Annotated in this window: 10 protein-coding genes; 8 read left to right on the forward strand and 2 right to left on the reverse strand. The window is 38.8% G+C overall.

What is annotated here, in order from left to right; all coding sequences use genetic code 11:
- The first annotated feature begins 55 nt into the window (after positions 1 to 55).
- The 4 genes from BMY66_RS05785 (at position 56) to BMY66_RS05800 (ending at position 8,638) form a co-directional block, all read left to right on the forward strand.
- Entirely contained in the window at positions 56 to 2,176 is a 2,121-nt protein-coding gene (locus BMY66_RS05785; RefSeq protein WP_177175590.1) for an HD domain-containing phosphohydrolase, read from the forward strand.
- Positions 2,177 to 2,209: 33 nt separating this feature from the next.
- A complete protein-coding gene (locus BMY66_RS05790; protein ID WP_090394486.1) occupies positions 2,210 to 5,857 on the forward strand; it encodes a hybrid sensor histidine kinase/response regulator in 3,648 nt (1,215 codons plus the stop codon).
- Between the two features lie 98 nt (positions 5,858 to 5,955).
- Entirely contained in the window at positions 5,956 to 7,323 is a 1,368-nt protein-coding gene (locus BMY66_RS05795) for an MFS transporter (protein ID WP_090394487.1), read from the forward strand.
- Positions 7,324 to 7,597: 274 nt separating this feature from the next.
- Positions 7,598 to 8,638 (forward strand): S66 family peptidase, encoded by a 1,041-nt coding sequence (locus BMY66_RS05800; protein ID WP_090394488.1) that lies wholly within the window; start codon positions 7,598 to 7,600, stop codon positions 8,636 to 8,638.
- 43 nt (positions 8,639 to 8,681) lie between these two features.
- Here the strand turns inward: BMY66_RS05800 and BMY66_RS05805 are convergent, their stop codons facing one another.
- The gene (locus BMY66_RS05805) at positions 8,682 to 9,206 is read right to left on the reverse strand and encodes a flavin reductase (protein WP_044937367.1); all 525 of its coding nucleotides are present in this window, start codon (positions 9,204 to 9,206) and stop codon (positions 8,682 to 8,684) included.
- 33 nt (positions 9,207 to 9,239) lie between these two features.
- Complete coding sequence (locus tag BMY66_RS05810; protein ID WP_177175591.1) at positions 9,240 to 11,150, reverse strand: EAL domain-containing protein; 1,911 nt, start codon at positions 11,148 to 11,150, stop codon at positions 9,240 to 9,242.
- A 222-nt stretch (positions 11,151 to 11,372) separates the two neighbouring features.
- On the opposite strand from BMY66_RS05810, the gene BMY66_RS05815 reads away from it, so the two are divergent.
- The 4 genes from BMY66_RS05815 to BMY66_RS05830 are packed head-to-tail and all read left to right on the forward strand — an operon-like array spanning position 11,373 to position 18,713.
- Positions 11,373 to 12,437 carry a branched-chain amino acid aminotransferase gene (locus BMY66_RS05815; protein WP_044937557.1) on the forward strand — a complete coding sequence of 355 codons (1,065 nt, stop codon included), beginning with the start codon at positions 11,373 to 11,375 and terminating at the stop codon, positions 12,435 to 12,437.
- The gene (locus BMY66_RS05820; RefSeq protein ID WP_090394490.1) at positions 12,416 to 15,052 is read left to right on the forward strand and encodes a sensor domain-containing phosphodiesterase; all 2,637 of its coding nucleotides are present in this window, start codon (positions 12,416 to 12,418) and stop codon (positions 15,050 to 15,052) included. The genes BMY66_RS05815 and BMY66_RS05820 overlap by 22 nt, the downstream gene beginning before the upstream one ends.
- Before the next feature lie 15 nt (positions 15,053 to 15,067).
- On the forward strand, positions 15,068 to 16,318 hold the full coding sequence (gene glyA / locus BMY66_RS05825) for a serine hydroxymethyltransferase (RefSeq protein WP_090394491.1): 1,251 nt from the start codon (positions 15,068 to 15,070) through the stop codon (positions 16,316 to 16,318).
- 37 nt (positions 16,319 to 16,355) lie between these two features.
- Positions 16,356 to 18,713: a transporter substrate-binding domain-containing protein gene (locus BMY66_RS05830; protein WP_090394492.1), complete on the forward strand. Its 2,358-nt coding sequence runs from the start codon at positions 16,356 to 16,358 to the stop codon at positions 18,711 to 18,713.
- Positions 18,714 to 18,875 lie beyond the last annotated feature (162 nt).

Below are 18,875 nucleotides of genomic sequence, written 5' to 3' on the forward strand. Positions count from 1 at the left end.
TGCAAAAGTTGAGTAAAATAGAAGTGTTATCGTATGTAACATGGGGGACAGAGTGATGAAAAAAAAGGTTGAACGAAGTGTAATCTTAAATTATGTGGCGATGTTTGGAGGAGTATTCCTGAACTTCGCCCTGTCATTTCTTTTATACAAGGTAGAATTGCCTATGTACTTTGATAGCATAGGTACTATTGGTGTTGCCGCTGTTTGCGGTATGCTACCGGGATTTTTGGTTGCAGTTTTTACAAATCTTATCTGCAGCCTGTACAATCCTTTTGCCATCTATTACGCAATCTTAAGCGTCCTTATGGCTGGAGTCACAGCTGTTTTCGTGCACAGAAAATATTTTAAAAAGAAATACATGTACTTAGTATTCATATTGATATTGGCTTTAATAGCAGGCGGACTAGGTTCTATCATTCAGCTTTTGTTATTGGGCCAGCCTCAGTATGTAGAAGTGAGCCATTTATCAGAGTATATGGCTACCCATTTTGGTCTGAATTTCTATGTTTGGTTTTTCATTGTAAATACATGTTTGAATATTGTTGATAAAGGCATCTCTGTTTGGATTGTATTTCTGGTATTGAAGTTCATACCAGAAAAGAATCTGGATGGAATATGGGATATTGGCTGGCAACAGCGCCCACTTACTCCTGTAGAGCTGAAGCGTATTAAGCTTTCTTCCAAGAAAAATGGTGGAAAGCTTCAAAAGCGTGTTTCAAGAATGCTTGTAATGGCAGCATTTACAATGACAATCATTATGGGTGTAATAAGCATGCACTTGTTCTATACAAATGCAAAGGATAGATATATTGCCAATGCTACAGGTGCTGCAAAAATGGCATCCAATGTAATAAATACTGATAGACTAGATGCCTATGCAAAAAAAGGCCACGAACTGGGAGATTATATTGAAATCGAAAATGCTCTTTATGACATAAGATCAAACTTTGAAGGCGTAGAGTATCTTTATGTGGTACGTATTCGTGAGGATGGTTGTCAGTTCATATTTGATTTGGCAACAGAAACAGAGGAGCCTTACGCACCAGGTGAAATAGTTCCTTTTGAGGGAGCTTTTGAAGAGTATTTACCAGCTCTGTTTGCTGGAGAAGAAATAGCCCCAATAGAATCGAATGAAAAATCTGGTTGGGTTGTGACGAAGTATTATCCAGTTAAGGATAATAGTGGAAACACAGTTTGCTATGCCTGCGCCGATGTAAAGATGGACTATGTTTCTGACTATTTCAAAGGCTATGTAATAAAGGTTGTATTGATTTTCTCAGGATTCTTCCTTTTGATATTAGCTTATGGTATGTGGCTATCCAGATATTTCTTGGTATACCCAATAAATAGTATGGCTGCATGTACCAATGATTTCATGTCTGATGATGACAATCAGACAGCACTTGAAGAAAACGTACGAAAGATAAAAGCCCTTGATATTCATACAGGGGATGAAATAGAAAACCTTTATAGAACCCTTTGCACTATGACAGAGAGCACATCTGAAAAGATGAAGGATGTTAGACAACAGGCAAAGGCTATTAACCAGATGCAGACAGGTTTGATTATAACCATGGCAGATTTGGTGGAAAACCGCGACTCTGATACTGGTTATCACATTCAAAAAACTGCTGATTATGTAAAGATAATTTTGGCAGGATTGAAGAAGAAGGGATACTATTCAAAGAAACTTACACCAAAATTTATCGCTGATGTAGAAATGTCAGCACCTTTGCACGATATAGGAAAAATCAATATTCCAGATGCTGTATTGAACAAGCCTGGAAAGCTTACAGACGAAGAATATGAAATTATGAAGACCCATACAACAGCTGGAAAAGCCATTATGGAAAAGGCTATCAGTACAGTTAAGGGTGAAAGTTATTTGAAGGAAGCCAGAAACATGGCTGCATATCACCATGAGAAGTGGGATGGTTCAGGCTATCCTGAGGGATTGAAGGGAGAAGTAATCCCACTGTCTGCAAGAATAATGGCAGTGGCAGATGTGTTTGATGCTCTGACAGCAAGGAGAGTTTACAAGGACCCAATGCCTTTTGAAAAGGCCATGGATATTATAGTGAAGGATTCAGGAACACATTTTGATCCAAAATGTGTTGAAGTATTTGTAGATGCTGAAAAAGAAGTTCGAAGAGTACTGAAGAAGTACCAGGAATAGTTTTTTGGTTTGCAGCTTTAGGGGGCAGAGTAAATGAAAAAAGAAAATGCAGTGAAGATGCTGGCATTAGTTATGGCATCGGCAACGCTTTTATCAGTCACAGCTTTATATCAAACATCATATAGCTATGCGAAAGATTCAAATGTAGATGGATCTTCTTCAGCTACGGAAAATTTGGAGAGAAATGGCGGAGGTTATGCGGTTTCACATCAGTTAAGGGATGTAGGTTATGCTACAAAACTATACGATGCAACTAATGGCCTTCCTACTTCTGATGCAAACTGCATTTTGTCAGCAAGTGATGGATATATATGGATTGGAAGCTATGGTGGAATTATAAAATATGATGGCACCACATTTGAAAGACTCGATTCTTCAGATGGTCTGACAAATGGAAAAGCACTTTTTGAAGATAGCAAGGGAAGGATTTGGGTAGGTACAAACGATAATGGCATTGTAGTTATCGACGGCGAGGACCATATCCAAATTACATATAAAGAAGGTCTTCCTTCATCATCTATCAGGAGCTTTGCAGAAGATTCTTATGGTGATATTTTTGTGGGAACCACGGGAGGAATATGCTCAATTGATGAAGATTTTAATGTGGTTGCTTTGGAGGACGACCGATTAAAAGACGAATACATTACTCGACTCTACACTGATTCCAAGGACAGAATAGTTGGAAATACAAGGGATGGCGATGTATTTGTAATAAATAACGATTCCGTCACTAATTATTTTGCAAGTACAGATATAATCGAAGGCACAGTTTCTACAATATATCCAGATAGTGAAGCAGAAGATGAATTTTACATAGGAAGTGATACTGGAGTTCTTTATCATGGAAGTCTTTCTGATGATTTCTCTGATTTACAGTCTATCGATTTATCCGATTATCTAACACGGATAGCTAATGTTACTTATGTCTGTAAAAGGTTGTGGGTAATAAGCGATGACCAGGTGGGATATTTAGATGCAAAAAACAATTTCCATGTTCCACAAAACATTCCTATAAGTAGTGGAATAGAAATGGTTACCTCTGATTATCAAGGAAACTTGTGGATTGCATCTACAAGACAGGGCGTTGCAAAAATTGTCACAACAAACTTCCAAAACATTACTGATTTAGCCGGTTTGGAAAATCAGGTAGTGAATTCCACATGTTTGTATGGCGAGGATATTTACATAGGTACAGACAAAGGGCTAAATATTGTTAATAAAAAGTACAAGGCTAGAGAGAATGAGCTTACAGAACTATTAGCAGATACCCGTATAAGATGTCTTACAGTTGATGATAAAAACAATTTGTGGATATCAACATATAACAATGACTTTGGTCTTATCTGTTATTCAGAAAATGGGCAGATGACATTCTACAATCAGGAAAATGGATTTATTAGTGATGGAATTAGATGTACGACTATTGCTAAAGATGGAACAATCCTGGTTGGTACAAACGATGGAGCAGCATTTATCAAGAATGGTCAGGTGGTAAAAACTATTACCGCAGCTGACGGTCTTGAGAATGAGGTGTGTCTTACAGTGGAAGAAAGTGCTGATGGAACAATCTACATTGGCACAGATGGTGGTGGACTGTTTTATTATTCAAATGGACAGCTTGGCAAGCTGGACAGAGATGATGGTCTTACATCAGATGTTATTCTTCGTGTAAAGAATGATGAAGCTCATGGAGTTGATTGGATAATTACATCCAATTCTATTCAGTATATCCAAGATGGGGAGATTTATAACGTAAAGACCTTCCCATATAACAACAATTTCGATATTGTTGCTGATGATAATGAGAATTACTGGGTATTATCTTCGTACGGCATTTTCTGCGTAGACACCAAATCCATGCTGGAAGATAACATTGTAGAGTATGCTTTGTATAATTCATCAACTGGGCTTACAAGTATACCTACTGCAAATGCTTTCAATGCAATTGATGAAAATGGAAATCTGTATATAGCCGGACGTTCAGGTGTGAATTCTGTAAATATAAACAAATTCTTTAGACAGACCAGTGAGATTAAAATCAGCCTGAAAGAAATTGAGTACGATGGCATAGAGGTAGAGCCAGATAAAAACGGAGTATACACTATTCCTGCAGATGCCGGCCGAATTTATATGAAGCCAGCTATCTTGAACTACACCTTGTCAGACCCACTTGTACGAATCTACCTGGAGGGGGATTCAAAATCAGGTATCACTGATTACCAAAGCGAACTTGGAGCGCTGGAATACACAAGTCTTAGCTATGGAACATACACCCTTCATCTACAGATTATTGATGATAACACACAAAGAGTATATCAGGATTCCGTATATACGATAGAAAAGAAACCACATGTATTTGAACTTGCGATAGTGCGAGTTTTAATAGGCGCAGTAATAGCTTTGTTGGTTGCACTTTTGGTATGGCGAATCATGACAAATACTGTTATTCGCAAGCAGTATAAGGAAATCCAGGCAGCCAAGGAAGAAGCTGAAAGAGCAAACAGTGCAAAATCTAGATTCTTGGCAAATATGTCTCATGAAATAAGAACACCTATTAATACTATTATAGGTATGGATGAGATGATTCTTCGTGAAAATGGAGATGAGGCTCCAAAGAATTACTATACGTCCATAGTTAATTATGCGTTGGATATTCGTTCTGCAGCTGAGACATTGCTTAGTCTTATCAATGATATTTTGGATCTGTCAAAGATAGAGTCTGGAAAGATGCATCTTGTTGAACAGGAATATCGCACAGAAGAACAAATCCGCGGCATGGTCAAAATGATTCGTATTAGAAGTGACCAAAAGGGATTAAGCTTTGATTTGGATATTGATGAAAATTTACCTGCTAAGCTTTATGGTGACCTTGGAAAGATTAAGCAGGTAGTATTAAATCTTCTTACTAATGCTGTTAAGTATACAGAGGAAGGTGGATTTACATTAAAGATTGCAGTTCTGGAACAGGCAATGGGCAAGTGTAAGATTCTGTTTTCTGTTAAAGATACTGGAATTGGTGTAAAAGCAGAAGATATCGACAAGCTATTTTCTGCCTTTGAGCGCCTGGATGAGGAAAGAAACACAGAAATTCAGGGAACAGGTCTGGGCCTGGATATATCAAAACAATTTGCAGAGTTGATGAATGGCTCACTTACCTGTGAAAGCGTCTACGGTGAAGGTTCTGAGTTCAAATTTATTATTGAACAGGAAATCGTTGATTCTACTCCTATTGGCGAATTTAACGAAGAAGTTGCCGAGGCTATGAGAGGCCCTTATGCACCACTTTTTGTAGCACCAGACGCATCTGTTTTGGTTGTAGATGATAACAAAATGAACCTTACAATTGTAAAAGGTTTATTGAAGGAAACAAAAGTATTTGTGACAACAGCCGTATCAGGTGAGGAGTGCTTAGAGAAGCTTAAATATGGTGAATACGATGTAGTATTTCTTGACCATTTAATGCCTGGTATGGATGGAATTGAAACAGTTGCAAAGATTAGAGAAAAGTATCCTGATTTACCAGTTTACGCCTTTACAGCTAATTCAATGCCTGAAGGTGATGATTACTATACATCAAGGGGCTTCAATGGATATGTTACAAAGCCGGTGGATGGCATAGCATTAGAAAAAATTATTAGAAAACATCTTAGCGACAATGTGGTAATGGAAAATTTATTGTAGATTTGTTAAGGGTTAGCCCAGCGGCTAACCCTTTAATTTGCTGAAAAAAGGGTATATAATCTTACTTGGGTATAAATATAAAGGGGGATAATTGAATAATGAAACAACTCAAACCTATTACTAACAAACTCTTATGGATTTTTGCCTTGGGGCAGTTTGGTTGGAGCCTTTTATCAGGTGTGGTATCTAACTGGATGGTTTACTACTACACAGGCACACCAAGTGAGCAGAATCCTAACACAGGTCTTTTTGCATCTGGAATCACTCAAAACCCAATTCTTTTCAAATTAACATTGTTTGGTCTTGTGCTTGCCTGCGGTCGTATTTTTGACGCCATCACAGATCCACTTATTGCTGGCTGGTCAGATGGAGCTGACTATAAGGGCGGCAGACGTATTCCATTTATGAGAGCCATGGCAGTCCCATTTGCTCTATGTACTATTGGTCTTTTTGTGCTTCCACAAACAAGTAACGTAGTTGTAAATGACGTAGTACTGTTTGCTCTTTTGATGGTATTCTATCTTTTTATGACAATGTTCTGCACACCTTACAACGCTCTTATTGCAGAGCTAGGTGATACACAGCAGCATCGTATAAACGTATCAACATACATTTCATTTACATTTATTGTAGGTCAGTCTATTTCGTTCTTACTTCCAAACGTTGCGGGAGCTTTGGAGGGAAGCTTTGGACAGGCTGGTTCCATCAGAATGTCAGTTGCAATCATGGCAGCTATAGCGTGTATTGCAATGCTCATTCCAGCATTTTACATTAACGAGCGTGATTACACCGAAAGCAAACCAAGTGAGACAAAGCCATTTTCATCACTTGTTAAGACATTCTCTAATGTACAGTTTAGACATTTCGTATACAGTGATGTTATTTATTTCTTTGCACTTACATTATTCCAGACAGGCCTTGCATTCTACGAGACACAGCTTATGGAAATCGAAGATACATGGACATTTGTTCTTACTGCAACAATGACATTCATCAGCGTTTGCCTCTATCCAGCAGTAAACATCTTAGCTAAGAAAATTGGAAAGAAGCAGCTTATTATCATTGGATTCTTTGCATACGCATGTGTATTCCTTGTAACAACATTCTGTGGCAAGGGATTACAGTGGGGCTTCATTATTGCTGTTGCAGCATCTATCCCAATGGCAATCCTTGGAATTCTTCCACAGGCATGTGTTGCCGATGTTGCTGAGCTTACACGTCTTGAAACTGGAGAGGACAGAAGCGGTATGTTCTTTGCAGCTCGTACATTTGCATTCAAGATGGGACAGGCTATTGCCATGGTTGTATTCACATCGGTAACAGTTTCCCAGACAACGGGAAGCTACCGTATGACAGCAGCCATCGCATTTGTTACTTGCTTCATTGGAGCTTGTATCTTCTTCACATTCAATGAAAAGCAGATACTTGGTCGCATCAAGGAGCTGAAGGGTAGCGAGGAAATCTAGAAAAATGAAATGATTGTGAAAAACAATTTTTTCCCAGGGAAATATGCCATAATATATTAAAGAAAAACAAGATTTAATATTTTATGGGGATGGGGAGTATGTTTAATTTAGCTTTACGCATGATAACAGGATGTGTTATCGCATTTACGTTGGCGGTGTGTTTAATACCGCTAGAAGTCTTTGCAAAGTAAATAGTATTATGTAGAATAAATATGAGGGAAGTTTTGCTCCCTCATATTTATTTTTGCAGTAATATCAGATTGGAGAGAATGAAATGAGATATCCTGAGTTTCTAAAAAAGAATGGCACAATCGGGCTTGTTGCACCATCCTTTGGATGTACATTTGAACCATATAAAAGCTGTATGGATGCAGCTATAGAAAGATTTAAAGGCATGGGCTACTCCATAGTTGAAGGGCCTAACTGCCGAAAGGATGATGGAATAGGAATCAGCTCATCACCTGAGAACTGTGGACGAGAGCTGACAGAGTATTACTGCTCAAATAACAACGACATGCTTATTAGCTGTGGCGGTGGAGAGTTGATGTGTGAGACTTTGGATTATGTTGATTTCGATGCAGTTGAAAATGCTGCTCCAAAGTGGTACATGGGATACTCAGACAATACCAACTTCACTTTTCTTCTTAATACTATCTGCGATGTGGCTTCTATCTATGGGCCAAGCATAGGTGCTTTTGGAGCAGAGTATCTTCACCAGGCTTTGCTTGATTCAATCAAAGTATTCACTGGTGAGCTTGATAAAGTGTCTGGATACGACATGTTTGAACTGGAGTCCTTGAAGGACGAGGAACATCCTTTAGTTTCATATAATCTTACAGAGAAAAAAGAATTAAAGCTTTATAGTGGAGATGCAGCGGTAAATCGATTGCCACAGTTTACAGGCAGAATCACAGGAGGATGCCTGGACTGTCTTGCAAATCTTGTTGGCACAAAATACGATAAGGTGGCTGAGTTCAATAAGCGATACAGCGATGAAGGTGTGATTTGGTTTTTAGAGGCCTGCGATTTAAATGTCATGTCTATACGCAGAGCACTGTGGAATCTGGATAGAGCAGGATGGTTTGAGAATGCCAAAGGCTTTATAATTGGTCGTCCGCTAGCGGCATGGCAGGAGAAAATGATGGGACTTGATCAGTATAATGCAGTCACTGGAATTCTTGGAAAGTACAATGTGCCTATAGTAATGGATGCGGACGTAGGACATATTGCACCTGCAATGCCAATTATATCTGGAGCTATGGCCACAGTAGGCACAGACATGGGAAATATAACAATAGAATATAATTTGAAGTAGTTTCAACTAAAGAAAAGGCTGACCAGTTATGGTCAGCCTTATTTTATCTTGCGCGAATATCTAATATTTCGCCGATGTACATGGTGTGGAAATCGTCTAAGTGACGCTCGGTGTACTGTTTATTCAGGATAGCATCGTCCAAAACGGTGTTCTCTGTCATTGGAACGGCAGCAATCTTACGGCAGAGGATAATGAAATTCGCATCATCGATGTAAGGTGCTTTCATAGCGTGTTCGATACTTACGTGGCAGAGGCGAAGCTTATCCTCGTTGCGGCCACTAAGCTGATCAAGTACCTTCATCAGCTGCACGTTGTTTTTGTCGCTCATGTCGAAGAAACATGCTGAAAAATACTCAGATTTATCCAGTAATTCTTTTGTGTATCGTGTGTTGCGAAGAAAAGCGTAGACTACATGTTTACCCCAAATATGGCCTACACCTCCGTTGTGGGATGAGGTGGCATTGACTTTTCCGTCTGCCTCAGCAACGATTGCAATACCGTCATCCGCAAGCTTTTGGATTGGATTCCATTCCAACATATTAATTGGATAAGGTTGAAAAGTATGCATATGATTCTCCTTCTCTCTATTATTATTTGATGGTTAGTTAAGGTTATTGCTTTGAAGAAACTTTAAAAACTCATGCTCAGGTAATGGCTTTGTGAAATAGTATCCCTGAATGTAATCAACCCCCAGAGTTTTCATAGTTTCAAGTGCTTCTTTGGTCTCAATTCCTTCGGCAATTATCTTAATATCCATTGAATGAGCCATATCTATAACAGTTTTTACGATAGCCCGGGCTTTGTTATTCTTAAAATATTCATCAGTCAAATGCTTATCCAGTTTTACAATGCTTACAGGCATATCAATTATATAATTCAGATTGGATGTGCCAGAACCAAAATCATCTAGTGAGAAGGAAATACCTTTTTCCTCTAGCTTTTTCATATTGTTAAGGATATTTTCCTTACTGATTAAGGAACTGGTTTCTGTGATTTCCATATTTATAAGCAATGGTGAAACTGCGTAGTGCTCCAACAACTCTGTAAATCTTGATACAAATACAGGACTTTCACCTTGCTTAACAGAAAGATTAATCTCTATTTTTTCAATTCCCAGTTTTTCAACTCGGTATGATTTCATAAAGGAAAGGACTTTTCTGTAAATGCTGTCCGATAGTGGAATGATTCGTCCGGTTTCTTCCATAACAGGGATGAAATCATTTGGGTAAACTAAAGTACCATCCTTTAATCTAATTCGAACAAGTGCTTCAGCACCTGTGAATAAGCCAGTTGAAATGTTGTATATAGGTTGATAATGCATTTCAATTCTGTCTTCTTCCATGGCAGAAACAACCATTTTTTCAACAAGCTTATGCTTCCTAAGCTCTGCCATAGTTTCTGAGTTAACCACAACTTCATTTTTGTTAGTCATGTTGTGGCTACTAGGAATGAAGTTTGTTAGCAGCATTTGAAGCTCATCTGCATCCTCAGCTACATTGCAGTTTGGAATGATAGTGTAGAAAGGATTTAGTAGAGTAATGGCATCAGCAATGTCTGGATTGTCCTCTATGGATTGAAAATAGGTGGCAATCTTAAACTTTGTGCTTTCCATAAAATCGGTGCTGTCGAATACCAAAAGGAAATAGCCTTCGGCGGTATCGAAAACTTTGGCTGTATCAATGCTAAATAGAAACTCAGAAAGCTTTTCTATTGTTTGTCTAAGCAATTTATTTTCATTAACTGCGTCTCCAACAGTTTTGAAGGAAATCATCATTAACGAAAAAGTCTTTTTATTCTGATATAGGAAATCAAAATAGTCATGTATTACAGCGGAACTGAAGTGACCGGTTTTTCTGGAGATAGCTCCCTGCGGATTTTCCAATTCAAAATACATTATTAATGCGCCAATACATGCGGCAAAGCTGACAATCAAATATTGTGGTCTTACAAACTGAATGATTGCAGCCAAGCTCCAAATAACCATCCATATAAGAAGGGCATGAATCTTTTGGCGTTTGATGTGATGTCGTAATAGGAAAGCAGATAAAGCAACGCTCAAAATGTAAATGGTTGCCAAAATATATGTCAGTATGGCAGCTGGACCATATGAATATAGCTTGATTCCGTCGTAATAAAAATTGAGAGGCAAATACAGAGTTAATAGAACTCCGCCAACAAAGCAAAACTTGATGATTCTATCTAAAAGTATCTCAGCCTGACTTCCTTTTGTTTCCACAATGTCTGAAACGGTGTACTTAAAGGCAAAAAAGGAAACGATTTGTAGGGACTGTAGATAGAATTTGCCTACTATTGTTGTAATCATTGGATTGTATCGATATCCATAAACTATGAAATAACAAGAAGCAATATCTAGGATGACGCAAGCCAAGATAGCATATAAGGTTTCGATAAAACGGCGCTCTGAAACAAGCCCCATAGTCGGTTGACGTTTATAAAAGAACAGGAGCATGGATACAATAATCAGGCCGCATACTTGAGTATATATATTCATAAAATCATCCCTATGTGTAGTATTTAAACTGATTATAGCATTCATTTTACGTGGAATTGCCTAAAACTCAGAAAGTTCAAAGAATGTTCAAAAAGTGACAAAAAACAATCGAAAAAATTTAATAATTTAGTGCGTTAAAGTGTTGACTCGTACTAGATGAAAGGGGTAAAATTTCTATTAATATTTAATAAGATCAGAGCATAGATTTCATGGAGGCGGAAAATGGAAATCAGATTTGAAAAGCGTGAACAATTAAAAGAAAAACCAGACTGGAACAACCTTGGATTTGGAAAGTATATGACAGACTACATGTTTGTCTGCGATTGGGATAGGGAAATCGGTTGGCACGATGCTAGAATTGTCCCAGAGGGACCAATTGAATTGGATCCAGCATGCATGACTCTCCATTATGCACAGGAGACATTTGAAGGTATGAAGGCATATCGTCGTGAGGATGGTAAAATCCAGCTTTTCAGACCTGAAATGAATGCAAAGAGAATGATTAATTCTAATGAAAGACTTTGCATGCCAGCATTCCCAGTTGAGGACTTTGTTGCAGCTGTTAAGGCTCTTGTTAAGACAGAGCAGGATTGGGTTCCATCTCAGAAAGATACATCACTTTACATCAGACCATTTATGTTTGCTACAGAGGCTGCGCTTGGCGTTCATATGGCAAAATCATACAAATTTATGATTCTTTGTTGTCCAGTTGGCGCATATTATGCAACAGGACTTGACCCAGTAAAGATTTTAGTAGAAAATGAACTAGTACGAGCAGTTGCAGGCGGTACTGGCTTTACAAAATGTGGTGGAAATTATGCGGGTTCTATCGCAGGTCAGGTAAAGGCAGAGAAGCTTGGCTATTCTCAGGTTCTTTGGCTGGATGGTAACGAGCGTAAGTACGTTGAGGAAGTTGGTACAATGAACATCATGTTCAAGATTGATGGAGAGATTTGGACAGCTCCAACAGTTGGTACTGTACTTCCAGGTGTTACTAGAGATTCTATGATCCATTTATTAAGAGATTGGGGATATAATGTTAGAGAGGAGCGCCTCGCAATTGATGATCTTATGAAGGCTGGCCACGAAGGCAAGCTTGAGGAGGTCTTTGGTACAGGAACAGCAGCAGTTATTTCTCCAGTAGGTGAGCTCCGTTTTAAGGATGATGTTGTTGTAATAAATGGAGGTAAAACCGGAGAGCTTACACAGAAGCTTTACGATACTCTTACAGGTATCCAGTGGGGTAGGCTCGAGGACAAATATGGATGGACAACTCTAGTAGATTAAATTTTGAATTGGAAATCAATAATGATGATATGCAGTCATTACAGGACGTATTCTGCAAATCTAATGATATGTATATCATGTGTATTGGGAAAAACTTAGGACAAATTACATCCTTCTCAGGTTCAAAGCCTGAGGAGGATTTTGTTGACTCTAATTTCTCGCCTGAACTCAGAAGAGAAATTGTTGATTCTTTTGTGGATGGTTCCGCGGAAAACATCGTGGAAAGATATGGCACAAATGATTATCTCATGTACAGGGGCGTAGCTATCAGAGGCTCCGAAGGAGAGCTTATGGGGGCATGGCTTTGCTTTGGCGTTGATAGAACTCAGCTTCCTATCGAAGTCAGATTGGATTCCTCGATTCGTCTTACGACAAAGGATTCTTTCGACAAATCAATTTCACTTATTGAAACTCTTACAAAGTATTATTTCGCAGAAAAATTCAAATCACATCTTTTACACCAGAAATTATTGGAGGAAAAAGGTGTCGAGGATGAAATTAAATATAAGCTAAAGAAAAATGAAATCATGACAGACATCCTTCGATTGATGGAGTCTGAGAATTCATTTTCAAAGATAGCTGAGGATATTCTTAAGGAATCAGGCAGATACCTAGACTGCACTCACACAGCTTTGCTTCAGATTGATTCCAGCGGAATAGGTGTGGATATGATTTCTGAATGGTGTGCAGAAAGTGGCAAGCCTTTGATTTCAAATTTCCAGGAGGTTCCTTTGGTGGAACTGCCATTTATGAATGGAAAGCCATACACCATTTCATCGGATGCTTCGCTTCCTGAAGCCTTCGAGATTTTCTTCATTAAATATGGAATTAAAGCAGCTATCTTCCTACCAATCAATGTGAATGATTCGGCTGCAATGTATTTGTGCTTCTTCTCTATTGGAGAGGAGCGAAAGTGGAGTGTGGATGATTTGCGTTTTGCAAATGACATCAAGCGTATCATTCATACCGTTTTAGTGAAAAAGATTACTACCAATTCCCTGGCAAGCTCTTATAATGCACTTGAAGCAATATTACAGAATGCTGGCTATGGAGTTGTTGTTGCAGATTTGGCTCACAACCAAATCCTTTATACAAACGATACCTTCAAAATCATGTTTGAAAATGAAGTTGATAGGTTGGCAATCGAAGAAATTATTTTCGATGAGAGATACACACTTCCTGAGCTAAATGGTTATTCAGCAAATGGTTCTGGAAAGTGGTTCGACATTTCAATCGACTCTCTCAAGTGGGTGGATGGAAGAGATGTTAGAATGATTACTTTCTACGACATCACAGATCTTCGCATCTATCAAAAGAAGGTTGAAAAACAGGCTCAGGAGGATATCCTGACAGGTCTTTACAATAGACAGGCCTGCGAAAAGGATATTTCCTTAGAGTTCCATGTGGCTAAAAAGCTTGATACCAAGTTTGCGGTACTTATGATTGACCTGGATGATTTTGCTAGCGTCAACGAAGGACTTGGCTACAAGATTGGTGATGACTTGCTTGAGTATGTTGCTCATAGCATTAATGATATTTCTTATATCCACGGCAAATGCTACCGTGTAGGTGGGGATGAATTTGCGGTTCTCATTGACCATGAAAATTATGAAAATCTTGATTTAATTATCAAGAGAATCATGAATCTTTTCGATAATCCATGGCGACTTAATGACCAGGATTACTATTGCACAATGAGTATGGGATGCGTAAAAGCTCCTGCTGATTTGGAAGATTCCACAGATATTCTAACAAGACTTAATATCGCAGTTCACGGCGCTAAAAATAAGGGCAAGAACCGATTTGAGTATTACAGTCCAAAATCTGAAGCAGTTATGGCAGAAAAGGTCAAAATGGATCAGGCCATGAGAAAAGCTGTAGAAGATGACTGTAAGGAATTCGAGGTTTATTTCCAGCCAATTATGGAATTTATCAATGGCTTGCCACAGTGTTGTGGTTCCGAAGCCTTGGTTAGATGGAATTCATCTGAATATGGCATGGTTATGCCAGACAAATTTATTAGTCAGGCGGAGCAGATGAGGCTTATTAATGCCATAGGAGAGCATGTTCTTTTGGAAGCTGCCAAGGCATGCAAGCACTGGAATGATTTCGGTCATCCTGAATACAAGGTTAATGTTAACCTGTCGGTTGTTCAGTTAACACAGAATGATTTCATTGAAAAACTTAAAAATGTACTGGAAGTTACATCAATTAATCCTAGAAACTTGACTCTAGAAGTAACAGAGTCTTTGGCTATAAATGATATGGAATGGATGGTTAAGATATTAAAGGCCATCCGAGAATTGGGATGCAGAGTTGCGCTGGATGATTTCGGCACAGGCTATTCTTCTCTCAATCATATTAGGAGCATGCCTATCGATACTATCAAAATCGATAAAGCATTCGTCTCAGAAATGGATTCAGATCATTTCTCTGAAGCATTTGTAAAGACTATCTCCGAACTTGCTGATTCCTTAGACGTAGATGTTTGCGTTGAGGGAGTGGAAATGGACAAGCAGGTAGATATGATTGGAAAATTCTCCGTTAATTTAGCTCAGGGATTCTTCTTTGACAAACCACTATCTAGAGGCGAGTTTGAAAAGAAATATTTATAAAAGAAAGGGATTATAATGTACACACTACAGGACATCAAAAACACAGATCCAGAAGTTGCAGAGGCAATTGTTAAGGAGTTCAATCGTCAGTCAGAGCACATCGAGCTTATCGCTTCAGAAAACTGGGTATCACCAGCAGTAATGTCTGCAATGGGCTCAGTACTTACAAACAAGTATGCTGAAGGCTATCCAGGAAAGCGCTACTACGGCGGTTGCGCAGAAGTAGATGTAATCGAAGAGCTTGCCCGTGAGCGTGCAAAAGAGTTATTCGGTTGCGAATATGTAAACGTTCAGCCTCATTCTGGTGCACAGGCCAACATGGCAGTGCAGTTTGCAGTGCTTAAGCCAGGGGACACAGTTATGGGAATGAATTTGGATCACGGCGGACACCTTACACACGGTTCACCTGCCAACTTCTCTGGTACCTATTTCAACATTGTTCCTTATGGAGTAAACGATGATGGTTTCATCGATTACGATGAAGTAGAGCGTATAGCACTTGAGTGCAAGCCAAAGATGATTATTGCAGGAGCATCTGCATATTGTCGTAAGATTGATTTCAAGCGCTTCAGAGAAATCTGTGACAAAGTTGATGCAGTTCTGTTTGTGGACATGGCTCACATTGCTGGTCTTGTAGCAGCAGGTGTTCATGAGAGCCCAATCCCATATGCAGATATAGTTACTACCACTACACACAAGACTCTTCGCGGTCCTAGAGGTGGTATGATTATGGCAACAGCCGAAGCCAATGAAAAGTACAATTTCAACAAGGCTGTTTTCCCAGGAATTCAGGGTGGCCCACTTATGCATGTTATTGCAGGTAAGGCTGTATGCTTCAAGGAAGCATTGGACCCTTCATTCAAGGAATACGGCCAGCAGATTGTAAAGAATGCTCAGGCACTTTGCAAAGGCCTCCAGGATAGAGGTATTAAAATTGTTTCTGGTGGTACAGACAATCACTTGATGCTTATCGACCTTACACCATTTGAGCTTACAGGTAAGGTTGTTGAGACGCTTCTTGATGATGCACATATCACTGCAAACAAAAACACAATCCCAAATGATCCAAAGTCACCATTCGTAACATCTGGTATTCGTCTTGGTACACCAGCTGCTACAACACGTGGACTTAAGGAGGATGATTTCGACAAGGTTGCTGAGGCAATTGCAGTTGTTATCAAGGAGCAGGAAGCTGGAGTAGAAAAAGCTCGCGCAATTATAAAAGAAATCACAGATAAATATCCTCTTTCTGGCGAAATGTGTTAAAGTAAAAGAAACAATAATTAATTTAGGGGAGTGATTTATGAGGAGAGTTTCTTTTATAGGAAACCATTTGAAGAATTTGACATATCTGATAGTTATGGGCCTTGTTATATCTTTACTGCAAGGTCCTCTTTTTGTGTCTGCTTCAAATGTTCAACCTAAGACAGTTAAAATTGGCTACTATGAGAATGAAATATTCCAGGAAGGAGCCTCCGAAGATGCTATAAAATCAGGCTATGCCTACGAGTACTATATGAAGCTGTCTGAGTACACAGGATGGCGCTACGAGTATGTGTATGGCAGTTTTAATGATCTCTATCATATGTTACTGGATGGCGATATCGATATGCTTGCCGGTCTTGCTTATAAAGAAGAAAGAGCTGATTTGATTGGCTATCCGGATATGGCAATGGGTACCGAATCCTACAATCTGGTTAAATACGAAAGTAATCATGAAATAACTAGTGATGTGGAGACGTTAGCGGGACATTCTATTGGTGTGCTTGATAGTGCCATGGCAGATGCATTAGATGAATTTCTTGATAAATATAATGTAGATGCCGATGTGGTACGTTATGAATATACTGACGAGCTCACAGAAGATTTTGAAGCAGGAGTAGTAGATGTTCTTGCTGTTGAAGGTGAAGGTACAAATAAGAGAAGTGGTTACGAGGTTCTTTTGACCTTCGGAATGACTGATTACTATATTTGTGTCAGCAACAGCAGAGGTGACCTTCTAAAAGAATTGAATGCTGCGCAGACTGATTTATTTAATGATGAGCCATATTATACAAGCTCACTTAGTTCAAAGTATCGTGGCTCCAGCGTATCGGCACAGGCATTGTCATCAGTTGAAAGAGCCTGGCTGGAAAATAATGATTCGTTGACGGTTGGCTATTTAAACAATTATCTTCCATACAGTTCTACAGATGTGTATGGAAATGTAACAGGTGTTATTAGAGAACTGATGCCTGCCATTTTCAATGCTATTGATGTGAACAATATCAGCGTGTCCTATGTGGGATATGATACATACGAAGATATGATTACTGCCATCAATAACGAAGAAATCGATGTGGCGTTTCCTGTAGGTGGTGGCATATATCATTCCGAACAAAATGGTATTTACCAAACTGAGCCAGTGGTTTCTATCAGTACAGAGTTGGTATTCGATCATGTTGTGGTTAATCCTAGTGCTGCTACATTTGCTGTGAATAGCAGTAATAGCATGCAGTACTATTACATAAAGACATATTATCCAGAGGCAGAGATAGTTTATTACGATAATATCGAACAGTGTTTGGAAGCTGTTATGAAGCATGAAGTCGATTGTACTACTCTCAATGGTTTGCGTGCAGGTGAGATTCTTAAGAATTACAAGTACAACCGATTATCCGTTAGACAGCTTTCTGAGAAAGATGCTAGATGTATTGGTGTAAAAATTGGTAATGATGGTTTGCTTCGCCTTTTAAATCGAGGCATTAACATTCTTGCAGATGATTATTCTGAAAGTATTGCATACAAATATACAAAAGACTTATATAACTATTCATTTATAGACTGGCTGGATGATTATTTGATGGGCGTGCTGATTGTCATTGTATTGATTGTTGTTGTTTCAGTGATAATCCTTCATGTGAGAACCATTCGTAAGAACAGGGTGATACTTGCCCTTCGCAATTCCAATAAAAACCAATTAGTTCTTATTGAAAACATTGCTCGAAGTATCAAGGAGCCTATTACAGAAATTCATGACATTTCAACTACAGCTAGTCAGGTGATGGACGATGAAAAACTAGTAAGTGATAGCTTGAAAAAGATTGCTGATGACAGCGAAGGTATCAAGACTACTGCAGACAAAATTATCGATGCAAGTATTCTTGATAAGGGCAAGCTGATTCTTAATAAAGGAAAGGTTAATGTGGCGGCCTTTGCAAAAGATATTGAAAGTTATATTCAGCCACGGGCTGATGCGAAAGGTATTAATTATTCTGTAAAGACAAAGAAGATTAAGACCAAAGATATTATGGTTGATCGAGAACGATTGACTCAGGCAATAACAGCGGTTGTTGATAATTCACTTAAGTTTACAGGTGCAGGTGGTACTATAAAGGTAACAGTGGAAGAGCAGCCTTGTAGCAACATGAGTATGGCAAGGATGGTATTCACAATCAAAGATGACGGTATTGGCATGAGCGATGAGTTTAAAGACATTGCCTTTGATGCTTTCACAAAAGAGGAAAATGCGTTGGAAGCAAACCTTACAGGTGTCGGCCTGGGACTTACCATCACCAAAAAGCTTGTGGAGCTTATGGGCGGTTATGTCACTCTTATGTCCAAGAAGAATTTGGGAACGGAAGTTACAATCACCTTGGATTGCAAAATAAGTTACAATTAACAGATAGAGACTGGTTTAGGCCAGTCTCTATTTTTGTTGTCAAAGTGTCTGAAAATACAATTTTAGAACAATGATTGTATTGACTTTAAAACATTACATTTTATAATAATAAACTGGTTTGGAATAATTTAGTTTCCAGGTGGGGAGGCAAGAGTTTTGTGG

The organism is Pseudobutyrivibrio sp. C4, assembly GCF_900111635.1.
Lineage (GTDB): Bacteria > Bacillota > Clostridia > Lachnospirales > Lachnospiraceae > Pseudobutyrivibrio > Pseudobutyrivibrio ruminis.

What these genes read in the sequence shown, in the direction of transcription:
- BMY66_RS05785 (WP_177175590.1), top strand. Translation starts at nt 56, where the DNA reads ATGAAAAAAAAGGTTGAACGAAGTGTAATCTTAAATTATGTGGCGATG.
- BMY66_RS05790 (WP_090394486.1), top strand. Translation starts at nt 2,210, where the DNA reads ATGAAAAAAGAAAATGCAGTGAAGATGCTGGCATTAGTTATGGCATCG.
- BMY66_RS05795 (WP_090394487.1), top strand. Translation starts at nt 5,956, where the DNA reads ATGAAACAACTCAAACCTATTACTAACAAACTCTTATGGATTTTTGCC.
- BMY66_RS05800 (WP_090394488.1), top strand. Translation starts at nt 7,598, where the DNA reads ATGAGATATCCTGAGTTTCTAAAAAAGAATGGCACAATCGGGCTTGTT.
- BMY66_RS05805 (WP_044937367.1), bottom strand. Translation starts at nt 9,206, where the DNA reads ATGCATACTTTTCAACCTTATCCAATTAATATGTTGGAATGGAATCCA.
- BMY66_RS05810 (WP_177175591.1), bottom strand. Translation starts at nt 11,150, where the DNA reads ATGAATATATATACTCAAGTATGCGGCCTGATTATTGTATCCATGCTC.
- BMY66_RS05815 (WP_044937557.1), top strand. Translation starts at nt 11,373, where the DNA reads ATGGAAATCAGATTTGAAAAGCGTGAACAATTAAAAGAAAAACCAGAC.
- BMY66_RS05820 (WP_090394490.1), top strand. Translation starts at nt 12,416, where the DNA reads ATGGACAACTCTAGTAGATTAAATTTTGAATTGGAAATCAATAATGAT.
- glyA (WP_090394491.1), top strand. Translation starts at nt 15,068, where the DNA reads ATGTACACACTACAGGACATCAAAAACACAGATCCAGAAGTTGCAGAG.
- BMY66_RS05830 (WP_090394492.1), top strand. Translation starts at nt 16,356, where the DNA reads ATGAGGAGAGTTTCTTTTATAGGAAACCATTTGAAGAATTTGACATAT.